Origin of the sequence: Kineococcus sp. G2 (genome assembly GCF_037154035.1) — a bacterium.
Taxonomy (GTDB): domain Bacteria; phylum Actinomycetota; class Actinomycetes; order Actinomycetales; family Kineococcaceae; genus Kineococcus.
The window spans coordinates 1-23,960 of record NZ_JBBBEM010000033.1 but is presented as its reverse complement, the minus strand read 5'-3'; the positions used below and the strand labels follow the sequence as shown (position 1 = coordinate 23,960).

Here is a 23,960-nt window from a genome sequence, read left to right as displayed (position 1 = left end):
CCCCCCCGCCGCCGCCCTGCCCGCGGGCCCGGACGGCGGCGCCGTCCTCGCGCAGGTGCGCGAGCGCCTCGCCGACGACCTCGACGCCCCCGGCGCGGTGGCCGCCGTCGACGCCTGGGCGGACGCGGCGCTCGCCGGGCAGGGGACGGACACCACGTCCCCGGACCTGGTGCGTCGCACCGTCACCGCCCTGCTGGGCGTGCGGCTGCCCTGATGCCCCGCCACGACCGCGAGGAGGTGGCCCGCCGGGCCGGGCACGCCACCTGGCGCGAGGCCGTCGAGGCCACCGCGCACCTGACCCAGCAGGAGGCCGGCCGGGCCCTGGGCGTTTCCCACCCCACAGTGCGCGCCTGGCGCGCCGAGCTGGGCGTGGGCGTCAGCGCGCGCCGCTCCGGACCGGAGTCGGCGGCGGCCTTCCGCGCGGACCCCGCCGACCCGCGGCACGGTTCGGCCAACGGGTACCGCAACCTCGGCTGCCGCTGCCCGGCCTGCACGAGCGCCTGGACGGACTACCAGCGCTCGCGCCGCACCGGCACCGGCTGAGGCCCGCTGGGGCGGGTCCGCGCGACCGGGGCGGCCCCTGGACCCGGTGGGCGGGAGCCGCCATGCTCGTCGCGTGGCCCACCACCCCGCCTCCGCACTGGCCCGACCGCTCACCCGCCCGCGACGGGGGCACGAGGACGATTTCGGCTCCGGACTGCTGCGCGGTGCGGTGTGCGGTGCCGCGCTGGGGGGTGCGGGCTGCCTGCTGCTGGGGGTCTCCACCGCCCTGGGACGCGACCTGGTCGTCCTCCTGGGAGTGCTCGGAGCGTTCGTCGGCTCGCTCGTCGGCCTCGTCGCCGCCCTGGGCGCCCTGCTGGTGCTCGGCCTGGCCGCCCGCCGGGGGTGGGAGCACCGGTGGGGCACCAGCCTGGCCGCCGCCGTCGCGGCCGGGGTCCTCGGGGCGCTGGGCACGGTCCTGGTGGGCGCGGTGCAGGGCGCGGCCGGCCTGGGCGGCGCCGGCGCGACGGGTTTCGGCGCGGCCGGTGCCGCCGTGGCGCTGTGGCAGGTGCGCCGGCTCACTCGCCCTTGACCGGGGGAGCCGGGTCACCACCCCGGCCGGGGCGCGCCCCGCGGCCGCAGCTCTGCCGGCCCTCAGCCCTGCTGGCGCTGGGCGATCTCCTGCTGCACCACGGAGCCGAGGCGCTGCAGCTGCCCGGTGCCCAGCTGGCGCACCTCACCCTCCAGGCGCTGCAGGACGTGCGGGTCCTCCAGGACGCGCTCGGAGCTCTGCAGCAGCACCGTGCCGGCACCGGTGAAGTCGTACTGGCGCTCCTCGCCGGAACGGGTGCCGAACAGCGCCCCGCGCGCGGCGCCGAGGAAGTGCCCCATCCAGCCGGCGTCGAAGTGCTGCGCCGGGGCGGGGCAGTCCGCCCAGCCCACCAGCGCCTCGGGGTCCACCCGCACCGGGGGCTCCACGAAGATCACCGGGCCGGAGGAGCTGGCCAGGAACTTCCCCGTGCCCAGCAGGGTCAGGAACCCCGGGACGATCGACTCCTTCAGCTCCAGCCCGGCGTCGAAGGCCAGCAGGTTCGCCGCCCGCACCGTGAGGTTGCCGTCGTCGAGGTCGTAGGAGTTGATGTCGTACCCGCGGTCGCCGAGGATCACGTGCCCCTGGCCGTTCGCCACGACCCAGTCGCGGCTGTACAGCGGCGAGGAGAACCGCTCGGCGACCATCGACCCCAGCGACGTCGCCGTCAGCGGCTCGAAGCGGATCGCGCCGCCACCGGCAGGGTAGTGGGCGATCATCCGGCCGGTCTGCACGAACAGCGGCCCCGTCAGCCGCACGCAGTACGCGTACGCGTTGCCGGGCAGGTTGTCGTGCTCCGGCAGCGTGGCCGGGTCCAGCGGTTCCACGCCCACGGCTCCTCCAGCAGCGCTCACAGCTTCTCCTCGCTGGCCTGCACGTGCACGGTGCCCTCCCCGGACACCCGCAGCTGCACCGCCTCGCCCGAACCGCGCCCGACCGCGTCGCGCCACGACACGGCCGCGGTGACCTCCACGCGCAGGTCGCCCTCGTGCGCGACGTACGCCTGCGGGTCCACCACCACCTGACGGCCGGCGCCCACCGGCAGCGCGAACGTGCCGCCGTGGCTGAGCACCGCCACCGAGCCGCGCCCGGACAGCTGGGTGGTGAACAACCCCTGCCCCGTCACCGCGCCGCGCACCGCACCGCGCAGGCCGCCCTGCTGACCGAGGAACACCACCGAGCTGGACAGCGACGCGTCGTGCGCCAGCAACCGGTCGGCCTCCACCGACAGCGGCCGCGAACCGTCCAGCTCGATCACGGTGACGTGGTGGCCGCGGAAGCCGTAGTGCACGGTGCCGGTGCCCTCGGCGACCATCAGCGCCACCGCCTCGCCCTGCAGCCCGCGCGCCAGCGACGCCGCCAGCCCACCGCCGTAGGCGCCGCCGCCCGGGCCGCCAGCCACGGGGGAGAAGGTGACCCGGCCCGTGACGGCGAGCATCGCGCCGCGGCGCGCCAGCACCTCCCGGCCCGGGGCGACCTGCGCCAGCACCACCTTCGAGGTGACCGTCGTGAACGTCACGAGCGCTCCTCCGGCTGGATGAACACGGTGCCCTGCCCCTCGAAGCGCAGCGAGAACGCCTCCCCGGAGGACTCCCCGAGCAGGTTGCGCCAGGACACGTCCGTGACGAACGACTGCCGCACGTCCCCCAGGGCGCCGACGTAGGCGTCCGGGTCCACCACCAGCGGTGTGCCCGGGGACACCCGCAGCGCGATGGGCGGCCCGCCCAGCGAGACCAGCGCCACCCGCCCGTGCCCGGTGACGCTCGTGGTGAACAGCCCCTGACCGCTGGAGGCGCCCTGCAGCCCGCTGAACACCACGTCGGTGCGCAACCCCTCCGACAGGCACAGCAGGCTCTCCGACTCCGCCTTGAGCGCCTGGCCGGCCAGGTCCAGCAGCAGCACGTGGCCGGCGTCCACCGCGAAGTGCACGCTGCCGCGGCCGCTGACCTCCACCAGCGGCAGCGACTCCCCGGTCACGCGCTGCTTGAACGCCGCCCGCAGACCGCCGCCACCGCCGGCACCGGCGTGCTTGAAGGTCACCTCGCCCTCGTAGGCGACCATCGCACCGGTGCGCGCGCGCACCGCGCTCGCCGCGCTGCCGTCCAGGTCCACCACCAGGACCCGCGGCGTCCCCAGCCGCCAGCTCACCCGACCACCCTCCCCGCACGGGCCCGGCCGGTGGCCGGGCTCCTCACCGCCCCATCATGGCGCGCCCGTGATCGCGGCGACAGGGCCCCCGCGCACCCCGCGCGGGTCAGCCCCGGCGGGGACCGTCGTCGCGCCGCGGCGGGTCGTCCCGGCGGCGCAGGTACCGCTCGAACTCCCGCGCGATCGCCTCACCGCTGGCCTCGGGCAGCTCCGCGGTGTCCTTGGCCTCCTCCAGCTGCTGCACGTACTCGGCGATCTCGCTGTCCTCACCGGCCAGCTCGTCCACCCCGCGCTCCCAGGCGCGCGCGTCCTCCGGCAGCTCGCCCAGCGGCACCGGCACGCCCAGCAGCTCCTCCACCCGGTGCAGCAGCGCCAGCGTGCCCTTCGGCGACGGCGGCTGCCCCACGTAGTGCGGCACCGCCGCCCACAGCGACACCGACGGGATCCCGGCGTTCGCCACCGCGTCCTGCACCACGCCGACGATGCCGGTGGGCCCCTCGTAGCGCGACGGCTCGATGTCCAGCTTCTCCACCAGGTCCGGGTCCTCGCTGCTGCTGGTCACCGGCAGCGGCCGCGTGTGCGGCACGTCCGCCAGCAGCGCCCCCAGCGTCAGCACCATGCTGGCCCCCGCGGCGCGCGCGTGACCGACGACCTCGGCGGCGTAGGTGCGCCAGCGCATCGACGGCTCGATGCCGCGCACCAGCAGCACGTCGCGCGAGGAGTCGGGCAGGCGCGCGTACGACACGCGCGTGGTCGGCCACGTCAGCCGGCGCCGGCCGTCCTCGTCGAAGTGCACGGTGGGCCGGTTGACCTGGAAGTCGTGGTACTCCTCCGGGTCGAACTCGGCGAGCTCGACGGCCCCCCACACCTCGTGCAGGTGCGCGACCGCCTGGCTGGCCGCCTCCCCGGCGTCGTTCCAGCCCTCGAAAGCTGCGATCACCACGGGGGCGCGCAGCACCGGCGCCGCCGGCCCCACGTCGTCAGGCTGCTCAAGCACCTTCCAACCCTAGACTCACCGGTCGATGCCCACCGACACGCCGACCCCCGACGCGCCGACCCCCCAGCCGCCGCGGGCGCTGCCCGCCGCCGTGCTGTGGGACATGGACGGCACCCTCGTCGACACCGAACCGCACTGGATCGCCGCCGAGCACGCCCTCATGGCGCGGCACGGCGCGAGCTGGTCGCACGAGCAGGCCCTGCAGCTCGTCGGCAGCGCCCTGCCCGACTCCGGGCGCCTGCTGGCCGCGCACCTGGCCGCCGAGGCCGGGGTCCACCTGGACCCCGGCGCCATCGTCGCCGAGCTGATCGCCGAGGTGGTGCACCAGGTCTCCGCGAGCGTGGTGTGGCGTCCCGGGGCGCTGGAGCTGCTGCGCGCGCTGGGGGAGCGCGGGGTGCCGTGCGCGCTGGTGACGATGTCGTACCGGTCCCTGGCGGGCACCGTGGCCGACCTCGTGCCCGGCGCCTTCGCCGTCGTCGTCGCCGGCGACGAGGTGGAGCGCGGCAAGCCCCACCCCGACCCGTACCTGCGCGCCGCGCACCTGCTGGGCGTGGACCCGCGCGCGTGCGTGGTGCTGGAGGACTCCGCCCCCGGTGTGGCCTCCGGCGAGGCCGCCGGCTGCCGCGTCGTCGCCTGCCCGCACATGGTGCCCATCCCCGCCGCCCCGGGCCGCAGCCGCGTCGCCTCCCTCGCCGAGCTGGACGCCGACGCCCTGGGGCGCGTGGCCGCCGGGCAGGTCGTGGACTCGCTCACCGCCGCCTGAGCTCTCCCGGGGAGCACGCGCTCCTGCTGACACGGACGATCAGCTCGGGTGCCCCGCAGTCACCGGATCGCCCTGGTCGAAGCCGAGGCGGTGGGCGGCCGCCAGCGGCTCGGGCAGCGGCAGGTGGTGGATGCTCACGGGGTGATCCTCGTGCTGGGTGACGCGGCGCTCCAAGCGGTCGAGGAGGCGGACGCCGAGGGCGGAGTCGGCGTCGTCAGCGGTCCACCGCCGCAGCCGCAGGCGCTCGGACTCCACTGTCTGCACGAGCTGATCCCGGCGGTGCGGACACGAGCGGGCGTCCACGGCAGGAGCGTCCCGCTCCGGCGGAGGAGCAGGACGTTGCGCTGTGCGGCGACCTCCTCGTCGCCGGGCTCGTGGCCGGGGGTGATCCGCAGAGCGAGCTGAGCGGGGGTGGTACCTGCGGCGAAGGCGGCGCGGAAGAGGGCGCCCACCTCGGCGGGGCCTTCCACCAGGCTCACGTGCACGGTGCTGCGCCGTCCGGCGCTGAGGAGCTCGGCGGGTGCGCCGCCGCCAGCGCCCAGGCGATCACTGCCACGCGCCGCTCCTCCCCAGGACCGCACCGGTGCTGCGGACCGTCATCCCCGGCGGGGCGGGTCCTGGGCGGCGTCGTCGCCGGGCAGGGGCGGCGGGGTGCCGCCGAACGCCGGGCACAGCGCCTTGTGGTCGCACCACGAGCACAGCCTGCCCGGGGTGGCCGGCCACTCGCCGCTGGCGCGGTTGCGCTCGATGGCCTCCCACAGGGCCCGCACCTTGCGCTCGGTGGCGCGCAGGTCGTCCTCGTCGGGGCTGTGCCCCAGCACCTCGCCCGAGCCGAGGTACACCAGCTGCAGCGAGCGCGGCACCACCCCGCGCAGCCGCCACAGCACCAGGGCGTAGAAGCGGATCTGGAACAGGGCGGCCGCCGCGAAGCGGTCCGAGGGCGCCCGGCCCGTCTTGTAGTCGACGACCCGCAGCTGGCCGCCCGGGGCGACGTCCAGGCGGTCCACCACCCCGCGCAGCACCGGGCCGCCCTCCAGCGGCACCTCCACCCGCACCTCCCGGCCGGCCGGCTCCAGCCGGGTGGGGTCCTCCAGCTCGAACCAGCGCCGCAGCAGCGAGCGCGCCTGCCCCAGCCAGCGCTCCAGGGCGGCGCGGCCGTCGTCGTCCTCGCCGAACAGCGCGCCCAGGCGCTCGTCACCGGCCAGCAGCTCCCGCCACCGGTCCTCGACCATCCCGCACGCCGCCTCCGGGGTGCGCTCGGCGGCCGGCAGGTCGAAGAGCCGGTCCAGCACCGCGTGCACGAGGGTGCCGCGCACCGCCGCCGGCGAGGGGGCCTCCTCCAGCCGGTCGATCGTGCGGAAGCGGTACAGCAGCGGGCAGCGCAGGAAGTCCGCCGCCCGGGACGGCGACAGGCCCCGCGCGCGGCCCTCGGCCGTCCCGGGCGCTGGAGCGTCGGCGGGGACGGGTCCGGCGGCGACGGGCCCGCCGGGCACCTCGGGGGAGCCGGGCACGTCGGTGGTGGTGCTGGACACGACGGCAGGCTAGGTGCCGCCCCCGACACGGGGAGCCCGCACGCGCCGCCCGGGCGCCGCGGGGTGCGGGACGGACGGCCCGTCCCGCCCGCCTAGGATCGGCGGGTGCGCAGCCTGCGAGTCCCCGACCGCCCCGCCGGCGAGGCCCGGTGAACGGCGCCGGCATCCGCCTGGGGCGCCCCTTCGGCGTCCCGCTGCTGCTCGCGCCCTCGTGGTTCCTCTTCGCCGCCGTCATCGTGTGGGTCTTCGCGCCCGTGGTCTCGACGCGGGTGCCCGGCCCGGCGGCCTACCTGGTGGCCTTCTCCTACGCGGTGCTGCTGCTGGTCTCCGTGCTGCTGCACGAGGTCGCCCACGCCCTGGCCGCCCGGTGGTCGGGCCTGCGCGTGTCGGGCATCGTCCTGAACGTCTGGGGCGGGCACACCACCTTCCAGGACGGCGACGTCGGCCCCGGCCGCAGCCTGCTCATCGCCGTGGTCGGGCCCGTCACCAACGGCGTCGTCGCCCTGGCCGCCCACCAGGCCGGGGAGGTGGTGCGCGCCCAGCCCGGCCCGGTCGGGGTGGGGGAGCTGCTGCTGGGCGCCCTGACCGTGTCCAACCTGCTGCTGGCCGTCTTCAACCTGCTGCCGGGCCTGCCGCTGGACGGCGGCCACGCCCTGGAGGCGGTGGTGTGGAAGGTGCGCGGGGACCGCCTGGCCGGCACCGTCGCCGCCGCCTGGGCCGGGCGGGTGCTCGCCGTGCTGACGCTGGTGGCCGCCGTCGGCGTGCCCCGCCTGCTGGGGTGGGAGGCGACGCTGACGCAGGTGGTGTGGGCCGGCCTCGTCAGCGCGCTGCTGTGGCAGGGCGCCTCGCAGGCGCTGCAGTTCGCCGCCCAGCGCCGCCGGGTGCCGCTGCTGTCCGCGCGCGCCCTGCAGCGCCCGGCCATCGCGGTCAGCTCCCGCGCCACCGTCGAGGAGGTGGTGCGCGCCGCCCGCGCGGCCATCGACGCCGGCGCCACCGCCGGCAGCACCCGCGACCTGGAGGTGGTCCTCGTCACCGACGACGGCGTGCCGGTGGCCGTCGTGGACACCGCCGCCCTGAGCCGGGTGCCGCTGGAGCGGCGCGGCGCGCTCGGCGCCGGCGCCACCGCCCGGGCGCTGCCGCCGCGCTGCTGGCTGCCGGGCGACCTGACCGGCGAGGCGCTGCTCGACGCGGTCGCCGCCCGCCCCGGCGAGCACGTCGTCCTCGGCGCCGGCGGGCGCGTGGAGGGCCTGCTGCACACCGGCGACGTCGTCGCCGCCGTCACCGCGCGCTGAACCGCGCGCCCCGCCCGCGCCACGACCCGCACCACCACCACCCGCACGACCGCGCACCACCAGGGAAGGACCCCGCGTTGAACGACGCCCCCACCACCCCGCCCGCGAACCCGCCCGCGGACCCCACCGGCGGACCCGCCGGCTCGCCCACCGGCGCCGCCACCCGCCGCGGCCCGCTGCGCGAGGGGGAGCGGGTGCAGCTGACCGACCCGCGCGGGCGCCTGCACACCATCACCCTGACCGCCGGCAAGGAGTTCCACACCCACCGCGGGCGCTTCCTGCACGACGAGCTCATCGGCCGCCCCGACGCCACCACGATCACCAACTCCGCGGGCGTGGAGTACCTCGTGCTGCGCCCCCTGCTGGCCGACTTCGTGCTCTCCATGCCGCGCGGTGCGGCCGTGGTGTACCCCAAGGACGCCGGGCAGGTCGTGCAGATGGCCGACGTGTTCCCCGGCGCCACCGTCATCGAGGCCGGCGTCGGCTCCGGGGCGCTGACGATGTCGCTGCTGCGCGCCGTCGGCGACGCCGGCCGCGTGCACTCCTTCGAGCGGCGCGCCGACTTCGCAGACATCGCCCGCGGCAACGTGGAGACCTTCTTCGGCGGTCCCCACCCCGCCTGGCGGCTGACCGTCGGCGACCTCGTGGAGTCCCTGCCCGCCTCCGGGCTGGACAGCGCCGCCGGCACCGGCGCCGACCGCGCGGTGCTGGACATGCTGGCCCCCTGGGAGTGCCTGGACGCCGTCGCCGACGCGATGGCCCCCGGCGGGGTCCTCATCTGCTACGTCGCCACCGCCACCCAGCTCTCCCGCGTGGCCGAGGCCGCCCGCGCCTCCGGCCGCTGGACCGAGCCGGAGGCGTGGGAGTCCATGGTGCGCGGCTGGCACCTGGAGGGCCTGGCGGTGCGCCCGCAGCACCGCATGGTCGGGCACACCGGCTTCCTGGTCACCACCCGCCGCCTGGCCGACGGCGTCACCCCGCCGCTGCGCAAGCGCCGCCCCGCCCCCGGCGCGCACAGCGAGGACACCGGCGCGGACACCGGCGCGGACACCGGCACCGGCGCGGACGCCCTCTCCGACGGCCAGGGCTACGGCGAGCGCCCCGTCTCCGACCGCAAGGCCCGCAAGGCCGCCCGGGAGGCCGCCGCCGGCGCCACCGCCTCGCACGGGGCCACCCACGGCGTCGCCCCCGCCCCCGCCGACGTCCCTGCCGACGTCCCTGCCGACGTCCCTGCCGACGTCCCTGCCGACGTCCCCGGCGAGGGCACCGCCGCGGACGAGGGCTGAGGCGGCCGCGCACCCGTGATGGCCCACAGCCACGCCTGCACCGGCCTGGCCGCCGGCGCCGCCACCCTCCCGCTGGCCCCCGTGCACGGCCCGGTGGCCACCGCCGCCTGGGTGGCGGCCTGGGGCGGTGCCGCGCTGCTGCCCGACTTCGACCAGGGCGGCATCTCCTGGAAGCGGGCCCTGCCGCGACCCACCGGCTCCACCGTGGCGCAGATGTGGGGGCCGCTGACCACCACCGCGGCCTCCCTGGTCGGCCGCCTGGCCGGCGGGCACCGCTGGGGCACCCACGACCCGCTGCTGGCACCGGTCCTCTTCGGGGCCCTGGCGTGGGCGGCGGCCCTGCACCCGGTCAGCTCCCTGGCGGTGCTGGCGCTCGTCACCGGCGCCGCCCTGCGCGGGTGCCACTTCGTCATCCCCGGCCGGGTGGAGACCACCGTGGTCGGCAACCTCGTCCTGTCCTTCGCCCTGGCCTGGTGGGTGCTGGAGCGCCACCCCGCCGGGGTGCCGTGGCTGCCGTGGGCGGTGGCCGGCGGCGTGCTCGTGCACGTGGCCGGCGACTGGCTCACCGTCGGCGGCGTGCCGCGACCGCTGGCCGTGCCGCTCGCGCTGCTGGGCGGGCGGCGCCGGCGCACCGCCCTAGGGCTGTTCCGCACCGGGGCGCGCGTCGAGCACGCCGTCGCCGCGGTCGCGGTCGCGCTCACCGCGGTCCTGCTGGCCCGCTGGCTGCTGGCCCCGCTGCTCTGAGCGCCGCCGGTGCACGCCCCGGCGACCGGGGTGCTCGGGGTGCTCGGGGTGCTCGGGGTGGCCCGGGTCGTCCGCGCGCTCGTGGACCTGCTCCAGCGGGGAACGGCCGAAGCGCACGTGCACCTGCTCGAAGCCCTTGTGCCGCTGCGCCTGCGCCAGGCGGGTGTAGGCGCGCTGGTCGGCGTCGGTCAGCACCACCGCGTCGGTCAGCGGCGTCAGCAGCGCCCGCGGGTACAGCCGCCGCACCCGCACCACGTCGGCCTCCACGCACAGCACCACGCAGCACGCGGCGACGAAGAGGAACGCGATGCCGCCCAGGACGACGGTGAAGACCTGGTTGGAGACGCTGGAGCGCTCGGCCACCGAGGAGACGATGCCGCGGCCGAAGTACTGCAGCACCTGCCACAGCACCCCCATGGCCACCGCGCCCGGCAGGATCGTGCGCACGTCCGGCCGGTGCGCGGCCGCCAGCCGGAACGCCACGGCGAAGCCGACCGCCGCCAGCGCCGCGGCCCCGGCGTGCGAGGCCCACTCGGCCAGTCCGGGCGGCACGTAGGCGCTGATGAGCGCGCTGAGCACCGCGGTGCCCACGACGAACCCTCCGGCCGTGACCAGCAGCAGCAGCGCCCGTCCGCGAGCGGCGAACGGGTTGGGCCGCTCGTTGCGGGGCACCGCCCACGCCACGTTGACCGCGTTCTGCAGGGCCAGGCCCAGCCCGGTCGCGCCGTACAGGGCGCCGGCGACACCGATGACGAGGCCGGCCGCGCCGCCGCCGAGGCGCTCGGGGCTGCCCAGCTCGTCGCCGATGACGGGCACCTGCGCCACCGCCGAGTTCAGCACCGCCTGCTGCGCGCCCGGGTCCCCGGACAGGACGTAGCCCAGGATCGTGGACAGCAGCAGCAGCAGCGGCACCAGCGCCAGCAGGCCGTAGTAGGCGATCAGCGCGGCCAGGTAGGCGCCCTGGTCCTCGAAGAACTTGTAGACCACGGCCAGCGGGAACCCCACGGCCGGGTGCCGGCGCTGGAAGGCGTCCAGCCGGGGCACGGCACCACCGCGCCGCTCGGTCTCGGGCACGGGTGCGTCGGGCACGCGCACATCCTGGGGGCAGTCGCCCGCGCCCGCAGGTCCGGCGCCCCGACCCCCGCGGTCGAAACCGGAACGTGATCACCTCGTGACCGTCCGTCGTTCCCGGTGGGGTGCCGACACGGCGCGCGCCGCGCCGCAGCGGGTTAGGGTCGAGCGCATCCACCGCCCGACCGGGGAACCGGGAGGGCCACGAGGGGGAGGACGCGCCATGACGGAACCCCAGCGCCGCTTCGGCGGCGGAGGAGAGCGGGACGCCCGCCACGTCGCGCTGCTGGAGGAGCAGCTCGGAGCCGTGCGCTCGCGGCTGGCCCAGGTCAACGCCCAGAACGACCGCCTCGCCGCCACCCTGCGCGACGCGCGCGACCAGATCGTCTCGCTGAAGGCGGAGGTCGACCGGCTCGGGCAGCCGCCCGCCCAGTTCGCCACGTTCCTGGCCGCCGTCGGGGACGGCACCGCCGACGTGGTCAGCGCCGGCCGGCGCCTGCGGGTGGCCGTCAGCCCCGCCGTGGAGCTGTCGGCGCTGCGCCCCGGCCAGGACGTCATGGTCAACGAGGCGATGAACGTGGTCGCCGCCTGCGACTACGAGCGCACCGGCGAGCTGGCCACCGTCAAGGAGGTCCTCGACGACGGGCGCGCGCTGGTGCTGGCCCGCGCCGACGAGGAGCGCGTCGTGCGCCTGGCCGGGCCCCTGGTGGACGGCCCGCTGCGGGTGGGCGACTCCCTGACCATCGACACCCGCTCCGGCTTCGCGTTCGAGCGCATCCCCAAGGCCGAGGTCGAGGAGCTGGTCCTCGAGGAGGTCCCCGACATCCACTACGAGGACATCGGGGGACTGGGCTCGCAGATCGAGGCGATCCGCGACGCCGTGGAGCTGCCGTTCCTGCACGCGGACCTCTTCCGCGAGCACGGCCTGCGCCCGCCGAAGGGCATCCTGCTGTACGGCCCGCCCGGCTGCGGCAAGACCCTCATCGCCAAGGCGGTGGCGAACTCGCTGGCGAAGAAGGCCGCCGAGCTGCGCGGACAGACGCAGGCGAAGAGCTACTTCCTGAACATCAAGGGCCCGGAGCTGCTGAACAAGTACGTCGGCGAGACCGAGCGGCACATCCGGCTGATCTTCGCCCGCGCCCGGGAGAAGGCCGGCCAGGGCACCCCCGTCGTCGTCTTCTTCGACGAGATGGAGTCGCTGTTCCGCACCCGCGGCTCGGGCGTCTCCTCCGACGTGGAGACCACGATCGTGCCGCAGCTGCTGAGCGAGCTGGACGGCGTCGAGCGCCTGGAGAACGTCATCGTCATCGGCGCCTCCAACCGCGAGGACATGATCGACCCCGCCATCCTGCGCCCCGGCCGCCTCGACGTGAAGATCAAGATCGAGCGCCCCGACGCGGAGAGCGCCGGGGAGATCTTCGGCAAGTACCTGACGTCGGACCTGCCCCTGCACCCCGAGGACGTCGCGGCCAACGGCGGCGACCCGCGCGCAGCGGTCGAGGCGATGATCCGCGCCACGGTGGAGCGCATGTACACCGAGGGCCCCGAGAACGAGTTCCTCGAGGTCACCTACGCCGGCGGCGACAAGGAGGTCCTGTACTACAAGGACTTCAACTCCGGCGCGATGATCCAGAACATCGTCGACCGCGCCAAGAAGATGGCCATCAAGGACCTGCTGACCCTGGGCCAGCGGGGTCTGCGGGTGGAGCACCTGATGAGCGCGTGCGTGGACGAGTTCAAGGAGAACGAGGACCTGCCCAACACCACCAACCCCGACGACTGGGCCCGCATCTCCGGCAAGAAGGGCGAGCGGATCGTCTTCATCCGCACCCTCACGCAGGGCAAGAAGGGCACCGAGGCGGGCCGCTCCATCGACACGGTCGCCAACACCGGCCAGTACCTGTAGCGCCGGCGCCCGCAGCGGCCGGCCGCAGCGCGTGGGCCCGCACCCGGACCGGGTGCGGGCCCGCGGTGCGTCACGGCAGGGGGGCAGGTGGTGCGCCGGTCTCCTCCCACCAGAGCGGCCAGGCCGCCAGCAGCGCCCGCGAGTCCGGCACGAACGGCCACGACGGATCGGCCAGCCGCTCGCGCAGGCGCTGCGCCGGCTCCCACCACCCCGCGGCGACCTCGCTGTCCTGCAGCACCAGCGGCCGCCCGTCCCACCACGCCTCGTACACGTGCGCCAGGTAGTGGGTCACCTCGTCGCGGTACCAGCGGCGCAGCACCGGCCGCAGCGCCACCGCCCGCACCCCCAGCTCCTCGGCCAGCTCGCGGCGCGCGGCGTGCTCGACGTCCTCGCCGGCGCCGACCACGCCGCCGGCCAGGCAGTCGTGGGCGCCGGGGTGGACGTCCTTGGTGTCCGTGCGCCGGTGCACGAACACCCGCCCGCGCCCGTCGCGCAGCAGCACCCCGGTGCCCGCGTGCGGCAGGTTCTCGCGGCGCACCCGCGAGCGCGGCGCGCTGCCGGTGACCCGCCCGGCGGGCTCGGACGGGTCGTACAGCGCCACCCGCTCCCCGCCGGCGCCCACCCCCGGGCCGACCTCACGGCTGGGCTCGTGGCCGCTGCGCTCGTGCACGCCCCGGACGCTACCGGCGCGCCCGCCGGGCGCGAGCGGACGTGCCCGCGGCGCCGCGCAGCGCCCCACGGCGAGCTGCGGGTCCACCGATCGGGGGATGCCGACGGCCCGGGGAACTCCCCACGAAGGACGCACGACCCCCGGGCGAACGGCTTAGGGTGACGCGCGTGCGTCCCCCCCTGCTGCCTCCCTCCCGCTCGCGCGCCCCGCGGCGGCTGCTGCCCGCCGCGGCCACCGCCGTGGTCCTGCTGCTGGCCGGGTGCGGCGAGGAGGAGGAGGCGGCCGTCGCCACCGCCGCCGTGCAGACCGGCGCGGTGCGCGAGGTCGTGGAGGCCCCCGGCACCGTGCAGCCGCGCGCCTCCTCCACCGTGACGGCACCCGCCACCGGCACGGTCGCCACCCTGGAGGTCACCGACGGCCAGCAGGTGCAGGCCGGTCAGGTGCTGGCCACCATCGACTCCCCGCAGGCGCACGACGCGCTGGAGCAGGCCCGCGAGGCCGACCGGCGCGCGGCCGCCGCCGGCTCCTCGTCCTCGTCCTCGGCCGACCCCGACGAGGTCGCGGCCCAGCAGCGCCGCGCCCGCGCCGACGCGCGGGCGCGCTTCGAGCAGGCCGAGCAGCAGGCCGCCGCCCTGCCCGACGCGGTCGCCCGCGAGGCCGCGCTGGCGGCGGTGCGCTCCTCGCGCACCCAGTACGAGCTGCTGGCCGCCCAGACGCAGGCCCTGGTGGAGCAGGTCGCCGCCGGCCTCGGCGACGTCGACGCCGCCGTCGCCGCCCTCGGGCAGGCGCAGCGCGTGCAGACCCGCGCCGCGGTCGCCGCCGCCCAGGCCACCGTGGACGCGCTGACCGTGCGCGCGCCCATCACCGGCACCGTCTCGCTGGCCGGCACCGGCTCGGCCGGCACCGCCCTGCCCGCCGGGGCCGCCGCGCTGCTGCAGTCCGGCGCGCTGCCCGAGTCGGCCCTGGCCGGTGCCGCCGCCGGGCAGGACCTCGGCGCCGCCGGCGCCCCCGGCTCCCCGGTCCTGGCCGCCGGAGCCGCCGTGAACGCCGGCGCCCCCCTGCTGAGCGTCATCGACGCCTCCGTGCTCACCCTGACCGCCGACGTCGACGAGTCCGACGTGCTGCGCGTGCAGCCCGGCCAGGTCGCCGAGGTCGCCGTCGACGCCGTCGAGGGCGCCACCTACCGCGGCACCGTCACCGGTGTGGACCCCAGCGCCACCGGTACCGGCGGCGCCGTCACCTACACGGTGCGCCTGAGCTACGACGGCGGCACCGCCGACAGCGGCGGCGAGGCACCCACCCCGCTGCCGGGCATGTCCGCGGTCGTCTCCCTCGTCGTGGCCGAGGCGGCCGACGCGGTGCGGGTGCCCGCCGCCGCGGTCGTGCGCGGCGGTGCCGGCACCGCCGCGGAGGGTGCCGACGCGCCCGGCGACGCGGTGTGGGTGGTGCGCGACGGCGTCGCCGAGCGGCGCGACGTCACCGTCGGGGTGCGCGGGCAGCAGGCCGTGCAGGTCACCGAGGGTCTGCGCGCCGGGGAACGCATCGTCACCGAGGGCGCCGCCGACGTGCGCGCCGGCCAGCAGCTGCCGTGAGCCGCGCCGCCCACCCGGCCCCCGCCCACGACCCGGCCCCCGCCCACGATCCGGTCCGCGACACCGCCCGCGACCCCGCGCACCGCCCCGCCGGGGCGGTCCCGGCCATCGAGGCCGTCGACGTCACCCGCAGCTACTCCTTCGGCGGTGGTGAGGTGCAGGCGCTGCGCGGCGTCAGCTTCACCGTCGCCGACGGCGAGTACGCCGCGATCGTCGGCCCCAGCGGCTCGGGCAAGTCCACCCTCATGCACCTGCTCGGCTGCCTGGACCGGCCCACCTCCGGCACCCTGCGCGTCGGCGGGCGCGACCTGCGCGAGCTGTCCGACGCGGAGCTGGCCGAGTTGCGCAACCGCCAGATCGGGTTCGTCTTCCAGGCGTTCCAGCTGCTGCCGCGCTCCAGCGCCCTGGACAACGTCGCCCTGCCGCTGCTGTACCGGGGCGTCAAGGCCGCCGAGCGCCGCGAGCGCGCCGCCGAGTCGCTGCGCGCGGTGAACCTCGGGCACCGCCTGACCCACCGCCCCACCCAGATGTCCGGCGGCGAGCAGCAGCGCGTGGCCATCGCCCGCGCCCTGGTCGGCGAGCCGCGCATCCTGCTGGCCGACGAGCCCACCGGCAACCTCGACACCCGCAACGGCGCCGAGGTCATGCGCATCCTGGAGGACCTCAACACCGAGCGCGGCGTGGCCGTCGTCCTGGTCACCCACGACGACGAGGTCGCCGCCCGCGCCCGCCGCCAGGTGCGGGTGCGCGACGGCCTCGTGGAGACCGACAGCGCCACCGACAGCGCCACCGACAGCACCAGCGGCGCCCGCACCGGCGGGGGGACGGCGTGAAGGGGGTGGAGGCGTTCCGCGTCGCGCTGGACGCCCTGCGCGGCAACCGGCTGCGCAGCCTGCTGACCACCCTGGGCATCGTCATCGGCATCGCCGCCGTCATCGTCGTCGTCTCCATCGGCGCCGGCGCTCGCGAGCGCATCGAGTCCCAGGTGGAGGGCCTGGGCTCCAACCTCGTGCTCGTCGTGCCCGGCGAGTTCGACCCGAACAACCTCGCCGCCGGCGCCGCGGCGGCCTCCACGCTGCAGCGCGAGGACGCCGAGGTCCTCGCCGAGGTCACCGGCGACCCCGGTGCCGTCACCGCCCGCCTCAGCTCCGGCGCCCAGGTGCGCGCCGGCGGCGCCGAGCGGTTCGTCACCGTCCAGGGCACCGACGAGAACCTGCCCGAGGTGTTCACCCGCCCGCTCGCCTCCGGGCAGTACTTCACCGGCACCGACGTCGACGCCCGCCGCCGCGTGGCCGTGCTCGGCTCGCGCACCGCCGAGAACCTCTTCCCCGGCGCCGAGGCGGTGGGCCGGCAGATCACCGTGGCCGGCACCCGGTTCCGCGTCGTCGGCGTGCTCGCCGAGCAGGGCGAGTCCTTCGGCGTCTCGCAGGACAACGAGGTGCACGTGCCCATCACGGTCGCCCAGCGCCTCTTCGGGCTGCAGCGCGTGGACGCCTTCGCCGTGAAGGCCCCCGGCGCCGACGCCGTGCCGGAGCTGGCGCACGACCTGCGGGCCGCGCTGGAGGCCGAGTACCCCGACCAGGCCTTCAGCGCCGTCACCCAGACGCAGATCCTCGGCGTCATCGGCGAGATCCTCGGCCTGCTCACCGCCGTGCTCGCCGCGATCGCCGCCATCTCCCTGCTCGTCGGCGGCGTCGGCGTGTCCAACATCATGCTCGTCTCCGTGCGCGAGCGGACCCGCGAGATCGGCCTGCGCAAGGCCCTGGGCGCCCGCCAGCGCGACGTGCTCGTGCAGTTCCTCGTCGAGGCGGTGCTGCTGACCAGCGTCGGCGGTGTCATCGGCATCGTCATCGGCCTGACCGGTTCCGTCCTCGTGGACCGCTTCTCCCCGCTGCCGGCCAGCGTGGAGTGGTGGAGCCCGGTGGTGGCGTTCGTCGTCTCCGCCGCCGTCGGCGTCTTCTTCGGCGTCTTCCCCGCCCGCCGCGCCGGCCGGCTGGACCCGGTGGTCGCGCTGCGCGCCGACTGACGCCCCCGGCCGGGCGCGCGGCACCGGCCGGCCGCGACCGGTCCGGCGGTGCGCGCACCAGCCCCGTAGGGTCGGGGGCGTGAGCGTGCGCAGGGTGACCGGCCTGGAGACCGAGTACGGCATCTCGGTGCCCGGGGACCCCGGCGCCAACCCGATGCTGCTGTCCGCGCAGGTCGTCAACGCCTACGCCGCCCCCACCACCGGCTCGACGGGTGCGGGCCTGCGCACCCGCTGGGACTACGAGGACGAGGCGCCGCTGCGCGACGCGCGCGGCTTCGAGCTGCAGCGCGCCGCCGCGCACCCCTCCCAGCTGACCGACGCCCCCGCCCGCGGCGACGCCCACGGCCACCGCGGCGGCGCAGCGGGGGAGCGGGGCGGGCGCCGCGCCGCGCCCGGCACCCCCGACGTGGTCGGCGCCGAGGTCGAGGACCCCACCACGGCCAACGTCATCCTCACCAACGGCGCGCGCTTCTACGTCGACCACGCCCACCCGGAGTACTCCTCCCCGGAGGTGCTCACCCCCCGCGACGCGGTCCGCTACGACCGCGCCGGCGAGCGGATCCTGCTGGAGGCGCTGCGCCGCGTGGCCGCCACCCCGGGCCTGACGCCGGTGACGATCTACAAGAACAACACCGACGGCAAGGGCGCCTCCTACGGCACCCACGAGAACTACCTGATGGACCGCGCCACCCCGTTCGGCGACGTGGTGCGCCACCTCGTCCCGTTCTTCGTCTCCCGGCAGGTCATCGCCGGCGCCGGGCGCGTCGGCATCGGGCAGGACTCCGCCACCGCCGGCTTCCAGATCAGCCAGCGCGCGGACTTCTTCGAGGTCGAGGTCGGCCTGGAGACCACGATGAAGCGGCCCATCATCAACACCCGCGACGAGCCGCACGCCACCGCCGAGAAGTACCGGCGCCTGCACGTCATCGTCGGCGACGCCACCATGTGCGAGGTCGCCACCCTGCTGAAGGTCGGCACCACCTCCCTGGTGCTGGAGATGCTGGAGGCCGGGGCGCTCGCCGGCGGCCCGGCCGGCGACCTGCAGCTGAGCGAACCGGTGCGCGCCCTGCACGAGGTCTCCCACGACCCGGGCCTGACGCACCTGGTGCGGCTGCGCGACGGGCGGCGCCTGAGCGCGCTGCAGCTGCAGCGCGCCTACTTCGAGGCGGCGGCCGCGTTCGTGGAGGACCGCGCCGGAGCCGACGCCGACGCCGACACCCGCGAGGTCCTGGCGCTGTGGGACGACGTGCTCGGCAGGCTGGAGCGCGACGTCTTCTCCGCCGCCCGCCAGGTCGACTGGGTCGCCAAGCTGCGCCTGCTGGAGGGCTACCGCTCCCGCGACGGGCTGGGCTGGGACAGCCACCGGCTGCAGGCGGTGGACCTGCAGTGGTCCGACGTGCGCCCGGAGAAGGGCCTGTACCACCGGCTGGCCGCCCGCGGTCAGGTCGACCGCCTCGTCGACGACGAGGCCGTCGAGCACGCCGTGGCCCACGCGCCGGAGGACACCCGCGCGTACTTCCGCGGTGAGTGCCTGGCCCGCTACGGCTCCCGCGTCGCCGCCGCCAGCTGGGACTCCGTGATCTTCGACGTGCCCGGGCGCGGTGCCCTGCAGCGGGTGCCCACCCTGGAGCCGCTGCGCGGCACCCGCGAGCACGTCGGCGCCCTGCTGGACCGGTGCGCCACCGCCGAGGAGCTCGTCGCCGCCCTCACCGGCTCCTGAGCGCGGCGCGATCCGTCCCGACAGCGGGGCGCGCGCAGCCCGGCGGGGTTAGTGTCGTCAGCACGCCGGCCGCCGCCGGCGCCGAGGTGAGGAACCAGGGGGGAGCCAGCGATGCCTGGACAGGAGCAGCAGCGCCCGAGCCGCCGCGAGGACGAGCCGGAGGAGACCCCCGCCGTGCCGGCGCAGGCCACGGCCCAGGCCAAGGAGAGCGACGCCGAGGTCGACGCCCTGCTGGACGAGATCGACGACGTCCTGGAGTCGAACTCCGAGGAGTTCGTGCGCGGCTTCGTGCAGAAGGGCGGCCAGTAGGCCGCACGCCGCTGGGCCGGGCGCCGCGGTGGGCGCTGCGGGCCCGCCGCGCCCGCCGGCGGCTCCCCGGCGCGCCCGGGGGCCGCCGGGTAGGGTCGAGCGGGTGAGCCAGGACCCCAGCGGACGGCTCCCGGCGGCGTTCCTCGTGCCGGGTTCCTCGTCCTTCACCGACTTCGTCCGAGACCACGCGCCCGAGGTGCTGCCCGGTGCCCGGCGCCTGCCCGCTGCCGGCACCGGCGCGCTGACGGGCGGTCCCGGAGCCGGCCAGCCGCCGCACGCGACCACCATCGTGGCGATCGTCTGCGCCGACGGGGTGGTGATGGCCGGCGACCGGCGCGCCACCGCCGGCAACGTCATCGCCCAGCGCGACATCGAGAAGGTCTTCCCCGCCGACGACCACTCCTGCGTGGGCATCGCCGGCACCGCCGGGCTCGCGATCGAGATGGTGCGCCTGTTCCAGGTCGAGCTGGAGCACTTCGAGAAGCTCGAGGGCGCCCTGATGTCCTTCGAGGGCAAGGCGAACCGCCTCTCCGCGATGATCCGCGGCAACCTCGGCCTGGCGATGCAGGGCCTGGCCGTGGTCCCCGTCTTCGCCGGCTACGACCTGGCCGAGGGGCGCGGGCGCATCGTCAGCTACGACGTCACCGGCGGCCGCTACGAGGAGGTCGACCACCACGCCGTCGGCTCCGGCTCCGTCTTCGCCCGCGGTGCCCTGAAGAAGCTCTTCCGCCCGGGCCTGAGCGGCCAGGAGGCCGTGCGGGTGGCCGTGGAGGCGCTCTGGGACGCCGCCGACGACGACTCCGCCACCGGCGGCCCGGACCTGCTGCGCCGCATCTGGCCCGTGGTGGCGCACGTCACCGCCGACGGCTTCCGCCGCCTGGGCGAGGACGAGCTGGCGTCGGTGGTCCAGGACGTCGTCGCCGGCCGCACCGGCAACCCCGGCGGCAACCCGCTCGCCGGCACGCAGCAGTCCACCGCGCAGCAGTCCACCACGCAGCAGGGAGGTGCCCGCGCGTGAGCGTGCCGTTCTACGTCTCGCCCGAGCAGGTGATGAAGGACAAGGCCGACTTCGCGCGCAAGGGCATCGCCCGCGGCCGCGCGGTCGTCGTCGTCGCCTGCACCGACGGCATCGTCTTCGCCTCCGAGAACGCCTCCCGGGCCCTGCACAAGATCTCCGAGATCTACGACCGCGTCGCCTTCGCCGCCGTCGGCAAGTACAACGAGTTCGAGAACCTGCGCGTGGCCGGGGTGCGCTACGCCGACCTGCGCGGCTACTCCTACGACCGCGACGACGTCACCGCCCGCGGCCTGGCCAACGCCTACGCGCAGACCCTGGGCACCATCTTCACCACCGAGTCCAAGCCGTACGAGGTCGAGCTCGTCGTCGCCGAGGTCGGCGCCACCCCCGAGCAGGACCAGGTGTACCGGCTGACGTACGACGGCTCCGTGGCCGACGAGCACGGTTACGTCGCCATGGGCGGCTCCGCCGAGCAGATCACCGCCCACCTCGCCGAGCACTGGCAGCCGGGCATGGACCTGCCCGCCGCCCTGCGCCTGGCCGTGCAGGCCCTCGGTTCCGACGCCGCCGCGGCCGCCGCCGGTTCCGGCCCGCGCGCCATCTCCGCCGACCAGCTCGAGGTCGCCGTCCTCGAGCGCGCCCGCACCCGCCGCACCTTCCGCCGCCTGGGCGCACCCGCCCTCGCCGACCTGCTGGGCACCGGCGGGGACGGCGACGCGGACGGTGGCGCGGGGGAGGGGGCCGCCGCCCCCGGCCCCGACACCCCGCCCGAGCCGCCCGCCTGATCCCCCACCGGATCACCAGCCGGGGCACCAGCCGGCACACCCGACGGCCCGGCGGCGCGTTTCACAGCGCTGCCGGGCCGTCGGCGACCTATGGTGGCCTGATGGACCGGCGGATCTTCGGGTTGGAGACCGAGTTCGGTGTCACCTGCGCGTTCGAGGGCCAGCGCAAGCTGTCCCCCGACGAGGTGGCCCGGTACTTGTTCCGCAAGGTCGTCTCCTGGGGACGCTCCAGCAACGTCTTCCTGCGCAACGGCGCCCGCCTCTACCTCGACGTCGGCTCCCACCCCGAGTACGCCTCACCGGAGTGCGACGACGTGCGCCAGCTCGTCGTGCACGACCGCGCCGGCGAACGCACCCTGGAGGGCCTGCTCGTCGATGCCGAACGCCGCCTGGAGGAGGAGGGCATCGCCGGGGAGGTGTTCCTCTTCAAGAACAACACCGACTCCGCCGGCAACTCCTACGGCTGCCACGAGAACTACCTCGTCTCCCGCCACGGCGAGTTCGGGCGCCTGTCCGACGTCCTCATCCCGTTCCTGGTCTCCCGCCAGCTCGTCGTCGGCGCCGGCAAGGTCGTGCAGACCCCCCGCGGCGCCACCTACTCGCTGTCCCAGCGCGCCGACCACATCTGGGAGGGCGTCTCCAGCGCCACCACCCGCTCGCGCCCCATCATCAACACGCGCGACGAACCGCACGCCGACGCCGAGAAGTACCGCCGCCTGCACGTCATCGTCGGCGACTCCAACATGTCCGAGACCACCACCATGCTCAAGCTCGGCTCCACCGACCTGGTGCTGCGCATGGTGGAGGAGGGCGTGCCGCTGCGGGAGATGACGCTGGAGAACCCCATCCGCGCCATCCGCGAGATCAGCCACGACCCCACCGGCCGCCGCCCCGTGCGCCTGGCCAACGGCCGCGAGGCCAGCGCCCTGCAGATCCAGGAGGAGTACCTCACCAAGGCCAAGGACTTCGTCGAGACCCGCGGCCTGCACACCCCCACCCTCAAGCGCGTCCTGGACCTGTGGGAACGCGCCCTGCGCGCCGTGGCCACCGGCGACCTCGGCCTCGTCGACCGCGAGGTCGACTGGGTCATCAAGAAGAAGCTGCTGGACCGCTACATGGCCAAGCACGGCCTGGACCTGACCAGCCCGCGCATCGCCCGCCTGGACCTGGCCTACCACGACATCCACCGCGGCCGCGGCCTGCACTACCTGCTCGCCGCCCGCGGCATGGCCGAGCGCGTCTGCTCCGACATCGAGGTCTTCGAGGCGCTCTCCGTGCCCCCGCAGACCACCCGCGCCAAGCTGCGCGGCGACTTCGTGCGCGCCGCCCAGGACAAGCACCGCGACTTCACCGTCGACTGGGTGCACCTGAAGCTCAACGACCAGGCCCAGCGCACCGTGCTGTGCAAGGACCCCTTCCGCTCCGTCGACGACCGTGTCGAGCGCCTCATCGCCGGCATGTGACACCCCGGTACCCGGCGCTCCTGTCTCGGCCGGCGCCCTCAGCCGGCACCGGGCGACCTGCCAGCCGACGTCCAGGGAGCGCGGTTAGGGTGCCCGAGACCGATCCCACGACCGTGAGGACCCCCGCCGTGCCCCGCCGCATCGCCGCCCTGCCCGCCGCCGCCGTGGCGCTCGCCGTCGTCCTGGGCGGTTGCGCCTCGGAGCCGGAGGCGCCCACCGCCGCGGAGCAGAGCGCCTCGGCCACCGAGCAGGCCACCACCGTCGAGCCGGCCGCCGTCGCCGACCTGCCGGTCACCGTCACCGGCGAGGCGAACCCCGCCGTCGCCCCCGAGGTGCAGATCACCACGCCGCTGACGGTGGAGGAGACCACCCGCGAGGTCGTCGTCCAGGGCAGCGGCGAGGAGATCACCGCCCAGGACGAGGTCCAGTTCGCCTACGCCCTCTACGCCGGCTCCACCGGTGAGCTGCTGGACTCCAGCTACGGCGGCACCGACGCCCGCTTCGAGCTGGCCGACGTCACCAAGGGCATCGCCCGCGGCCTGGTCGGCGCCCACGTCGGCGACCGCCTGGCCATCGCCATCGCCCCCGGGGACGGCTTCGGCGAGGCCGCCGCCCAGTTCGGCAAGGAGGGCGTGGACGCCGACACCACGTTCGTGCTCGTCACCGACGTCGTGCGCCTGATCCCCGACCAGGCCACCGGCGAGCGCGTGGACGCCCCGGCGAACCTGCCCTCGGTGGACGTGGACGAGCAGGGCGTGCCCACCGGCATCACGGTCTCGGACCCCGCCCCGCCCGCCGACACCGTCGCGCAGACCCTCATCAGGGGCACCGGCCCGGAGGTCACCAGCGGCATGCACGTGAAGATGCAGTACGTGGGCGCCACCCTGGCCGACGGGGAGGTCTTCGAGAGCTCCTGGGACGCCGGCGAGGCGTTCGAGACCACCATCGGCACCGGGCAGGTCATCGCCGGCTGGGACGAGGGCATCGTCGGTCAGACCGTCGGCAGCCGGGTGCTCCTCGTGATCCCCGCGGAGGACGCGTACGGTGAGAACCCCACCGGCGGTCAGCCCGCGGGCGCGCTGGTGTTCGTCGTGGACATCCTCGACGCGTACTGAGCACCACCCCCCACCGACAGGAGCGGCACCCTTGACCGAGCGCACCAAGCCCGAGGTCGACTTCCCCGGCGGCGAACCGCCCACGGAGCTGCGGATCACCGACGACATCGTCGGCGACGGTCCCGAGGCCGTCCCCGGCAGCACCGTCAGCGCCCACTACGTCGGCGTGGCCTTCAGCACCGGGGAGGAGTTCGACGCCTCCTGGAACCGCGGTCAGCCGCTGGACTTCCCCCTGGGTCGCGGCACGGTCATCGCCGGCTGGGACCAGGGCATCGCCGGCATGCGGGTGGGCGGGCGCCGCACCCTCGTCATCCCCCCGCACCTGGGGTACGGCGACCGCGGTGCCGGCGCGGCCATCAAGCCCGGCGAGACGCTGATCTTCGTGGTGGACCTCGTCGGCGTCAGCTGACCCTCCCCGCCCGTGACGCCCCGGGCCGCCGACCGGCGGCCCGGG

25 protein-coding genes and 1 pseudogene are annotated in these 23,960 nt (G+C 76.1%); 18 read left to right on the top strand and 8 right to left on the bottom strand.

Annotated elements, in window-relative coordinates; genetic code table 11:
* The 3 genes and pseudogenes from V9U69_RS07085 to V9U69_RS07075 all read left to right on the top strand — a co-directional run.
* Positions 1-214: pseudogene (locus V9U69_RS07085) on the top strand (cysteine--1-D-myo-inosityl 2-amino-2-deoxy-alpha-D-glucopyranoside ligase); the annotation flags it as partial.
* Positions 214-543, top strand: coding sequence for a hypothetical protein (locus tag V9U69_RS07080; RefSeq protein WP_337060759.1), 330 nt, complete (start codon positions 214-216; stop codon positions 541-543). The pseudogene V9U69_RS07085 and the gene V9U69_RS07080, both read left to right, overlap by 1 nt.
* Before the next feature lie 73 nt (positions 544-616).
* Positions 617-1,072 (top strand): hypothetical protein, encoded by a 456-nt coding sequence (locus tag V9U69_RS07075; protein ID WP_337060757.1) that lies wholly within the window; start codon positions 617-619, stop codon positions 1,070-1,072.
* 62 nt (positions 1,073-1,134) lie between these two features.
* On the opposite strand, the gene V9U69_RS07070 is transcribed toward V9U69_RS07075, so the two are convergent.
* The 4 genes from V9U69_RS07070 to V9U69_RS07055 form a co-directional block, all read right to left on the bottom strand.
* A complete protein-coding gene (locus V9U69_RS07070) occupies positions 1,135-1,902 on the bottom strand; it encodes an AIM24 family protein (RefSeq protein WP_442907651.1) in 768 nt (255 codons plus the stop codon).
* Positions 1,903-1,919: 17 nt separating this feature from the next.
* Positions 1,920-2,588: an AIM24 family protein gene (locus V9U69_RS07065; RefSeq protein ID WP_337060753.1), complete on the bottom strand. Its 669-nt coding sequence runs from the start codon at positions 2,586-2,588 to the stop codon at positions 1,920-1,922.
* On the bottom strand, positions 2,585-3,217 hold the full coding sequence (locus V9U69_RS07060; protein ID WP_337060751.1) for an AIM24 family protein: 633 nt from the start codon (positions 3,215-3,217) through the stop codon (positions 2,585-2,587). The genes V9U69_RS07065 and V9U69_RS07060 overlap by 4 nt, the downstream gene beginning before the upstream one ends.
* 106 nt (positions 3,218-3,323) lie before the next feature.
* On the bottom strand, positions 3,324-4,214 hold the full coding sequence (locus V9U69_RS07055; protein WP_337060749.1) for a PAC2 family protein: 891 nt from the start codon (positions 4,212-4,214) through the stop codon (positions 3,324-3,326).
* 25 nt (positions 4,215-4,239) lie between these two features.
* Between V9U69_RS07055 and V9U69_RS07050 the strand changes: the two genes are divergently transcribed.
* The gene (locus tag V9U69_RS07050) at positions 4,240-4,977 is read left to right on the top strand and encodes an HAD family hydrolase (protein WP_337060748.1); all 738 of its coding nucleotides are present in this window, start codon (positions 4,240-4,242) and stop codon (positions 4,975-4,977) included.
* Positions 4,978-5,016: 39 nt separating this feature from the next.
* On the opposite strand, the gene V9U69_RS07045 is transcribed toward V9U69_RS07050, so the two are convergent.
* Positions 5,017-5,241, bottom strand: coding sequence for a hypothetical protein (locus V9U69_RS07045; RefSeq protein WP_337060746.1), 225 nt, complete (start codon positions 5,239-5,241; stop codon positions 5,017-5,019).
* Positions 5,242-5,573: 332 nt separating this feature from the next.
* Positions 5,574-6,509 carry a RecB family exonuclease gene (locus V9U69_RS07040; protein ID WP_337060744.1) on the bottom strand — a complete coding sequence of 312 codons (936 nt, stop codon included), beginning with the start codon at positions 6,507-6,509 and terminating at the stop codon, positions 5,574-5,576.
* A gap of 149 nt (positions 6,510-6,658) precedes the next feature.
* Here V9U69_RS07040 and V9U69_RS07035 point away from each other — a divergent pair, with 149 nt between their 5' ends.
* From V9U69_RS07035 to V9U69_RS07025, 3 genes are all read left to right on the top strand, one after another.
* Entirely contained in the window at positions 6,659-7,801 is a 1,143-nt protein-coding gene (locus V9U69_RS07035) for a site-2 protease family protein (RefSeq protein ID WP_337060742.1), read from the top strand.
* Positions 7,802-7,977: 176 nt separating this feature from the next.
* On the top strand, positions 7,978-9,087 hold the full coding sequence (locus tag V9U69_RS07030) for a tRNA (adenine-N1)-methyltransferase (protein ID WP_442907650.1): 1,110 nt from the start codon (positions 7,978-7,980) through the stop codon (positions 9,085-9,087).
* A gap of 18 nt (positions 9,088-9,105) precedes the next feature.
* Entirely contained in the window at positions 9,106-9,831 is a 726-nt protein-coding gene (locus V9U69_RS07025) for a metal-dependent hydrolase (RefSeq protein ID WP_442907649.1), read from the top strand.
* Here the strand turns inward: V9U69_RS07025 and V9U69_RS07020 are convergent.
* Positions 9,724-10,920: a YihY/virulence factor BrkB family protein gene (locus tag V9U69_RS07020; RefSeq protein WP_337060739.1), complete on the bottom strand. Its 1,197-nt coding sequence runs from the start codon at positions 10,918-10,920 to the stop codon at positions 9,724-9,726. The genes V9U69_RS07025 and V9U69_RS07020 overlap by 108 nt on opposite strands.
* Before the next feature lie 205 nt (positions 10,921-11,125).
* Here V9U69_RS07020 and arc point away from each other — a divergent pair, with 205 nt between their 5' ends.
* On the top strand, positions 11,126-12,808 hold the full coding sequence (gene arc, locus V9U69_RS07015) for a proteasome ATPase (RefSeq protein WP_337060738.1): 1,683 nt from the start codon (positions 11,126-11,128) through the stop codon (positions 12,806-12,808).
* Between the two features lie 70 nt (positions 12,809-12,878).
* Here the strand turns inward: arc and V9U69_RS07010 are convergent, their stop codons facing one another.
* On the bottom strand, positions 12,879-13,478 hold the full coding sequence (locus V9U69_RS07010; protein ID WP_337060736.1) for an NUDIX hydrolase: 600 nt from the start codon (positions 13,476-13,478) through the stop codon (positions 12,879-12,881).
* A 167-nt stretch (positions 13,479-13,645) separates the two neighbouring features.
* Between V9U69_RS07010 and V9U69_RS07005 the strand changes: the two genes are divergently transcribed.
* From V9U69_RS07005 to V9U69_RS06960, 10 genes are all read left to right on the top strand, one after another.
* A complete protein-coding gene (locus V9U69_RS07005) occupies positions 13,646-15,070 on the top strand; it encodes an efflux RND transporter periplasmic adaptor subunit (protein ID WP_337060735.1) in 1,425 nt (474 codons plus the stop codon).
* A gap of 107 nt (positions 15,071-15,177) precedes the next feature.
* Complete coding sequence (locus V9U69_RS07000) at positions 15,178-15,903, top strand: ABC transporter ATP-binding protein (RefSeq protein WP_442907648.1); 726 nt, start codon at positions 15,178-15,180, stop codon at positions 15,901-15,903.
* Entirely contained in the window at positions 15,900-17,096 is a 1,197-nt protein-coding gene (locus tag V9U69_RS06995) for an ABC transporter permease (protein ID WP_337060733.1), read from the top strand. The genes V9U69_RS07000 and V9U69_RS06995 overlap by 4 nt, the downstream gene beginning before the upstream one ends.
* A 79-nt stretch (positions 17,097-17,175) precedes the next feature.
* Positions 17,176-18,816 carry a depupylase/deamidase Dop gene (gene dop / locus V9U69_RS06990; protein ID WP_337060731.1) on the top strand — a complete coding sequence of 547 codons (1,641 nt, stop codon included), beginning with the start codon at positions 17,176-17,178 and terminating at the stop codon, positions 18,814-18,816.
* A 111-nt stretch (positions 18,817-18,927) separates the two neighbouring features.
* Positions 18,928-19,125, top strand: coding sequence for a ubiquitin-like protein Pup (locus V9U69_RS06985; protein ID WP_337060729.1), 198 nt, complete (start codon positions 18,928-18,930; stop codon positions 19,123-19,125).
* A 103-nt stretch (positions 19,126-19,228) separates the two neighbouring features.
* Entirely contained in the window at positions 19,229-20,143 is a 915-nt protein-coding gene (gene prcB, locus V9U69_RS06980; RefSeq protein WP_337060727.1) for a proteasome subunit beta, read from the top strand.
* Entirely contained in the window at positions 20,140-20,928 is a 789-nt protein-coding gene (gene prcA / locus V9U69_RS06975; protein WP_337060726.1) for a proteasome subunit alpha, read from the top strand. Before prcB ends, prcA begins: the two co-directional genes overlap by 4 nt.
* Before the next feature lie 101 nt (positions 20,929-21,029).
* Positions 21,030-22,391, top strand: a complete 1,362-nt coding sequence (gene pafA / locus V9U69_RS06970) for a Pup--protein ligase (RefSeq protein ID WP_337060724.1) — start codon at positions 21,030-21,032, stop codon at positions 22,389-22,391.
* A gap of 128 nt (positions 22,392-22,519) precedes the next feature.
* The gene (locus V9U69_RS06965; protein WP_337060723.1) at positions 22,520-23,506 is read left to right on the top strand and encodes an FKBP-type peptidyl-prolyl cis-trans isomerase; all 987 of its coding nucleotides are present in this window, start codon (positions 22,520-22,522) and stop codon (positions 23,504-23,506) included.
* Between the two features lie 31 nt (positions 23,507-23,537).
* A complete protein-coding gene (locus tag V9U69_RS06960) occupies positions 23,538-23,915 on the top strand; it encodes an FKBP-type peptidyl-prolyl cis-trans isomerase (RefSeq protein ID WP_337060721.1) in 378 nt (125 codons plus the stop codon).
* Positions 23,916-23,960: the final 45 nt, after the last annotated feature.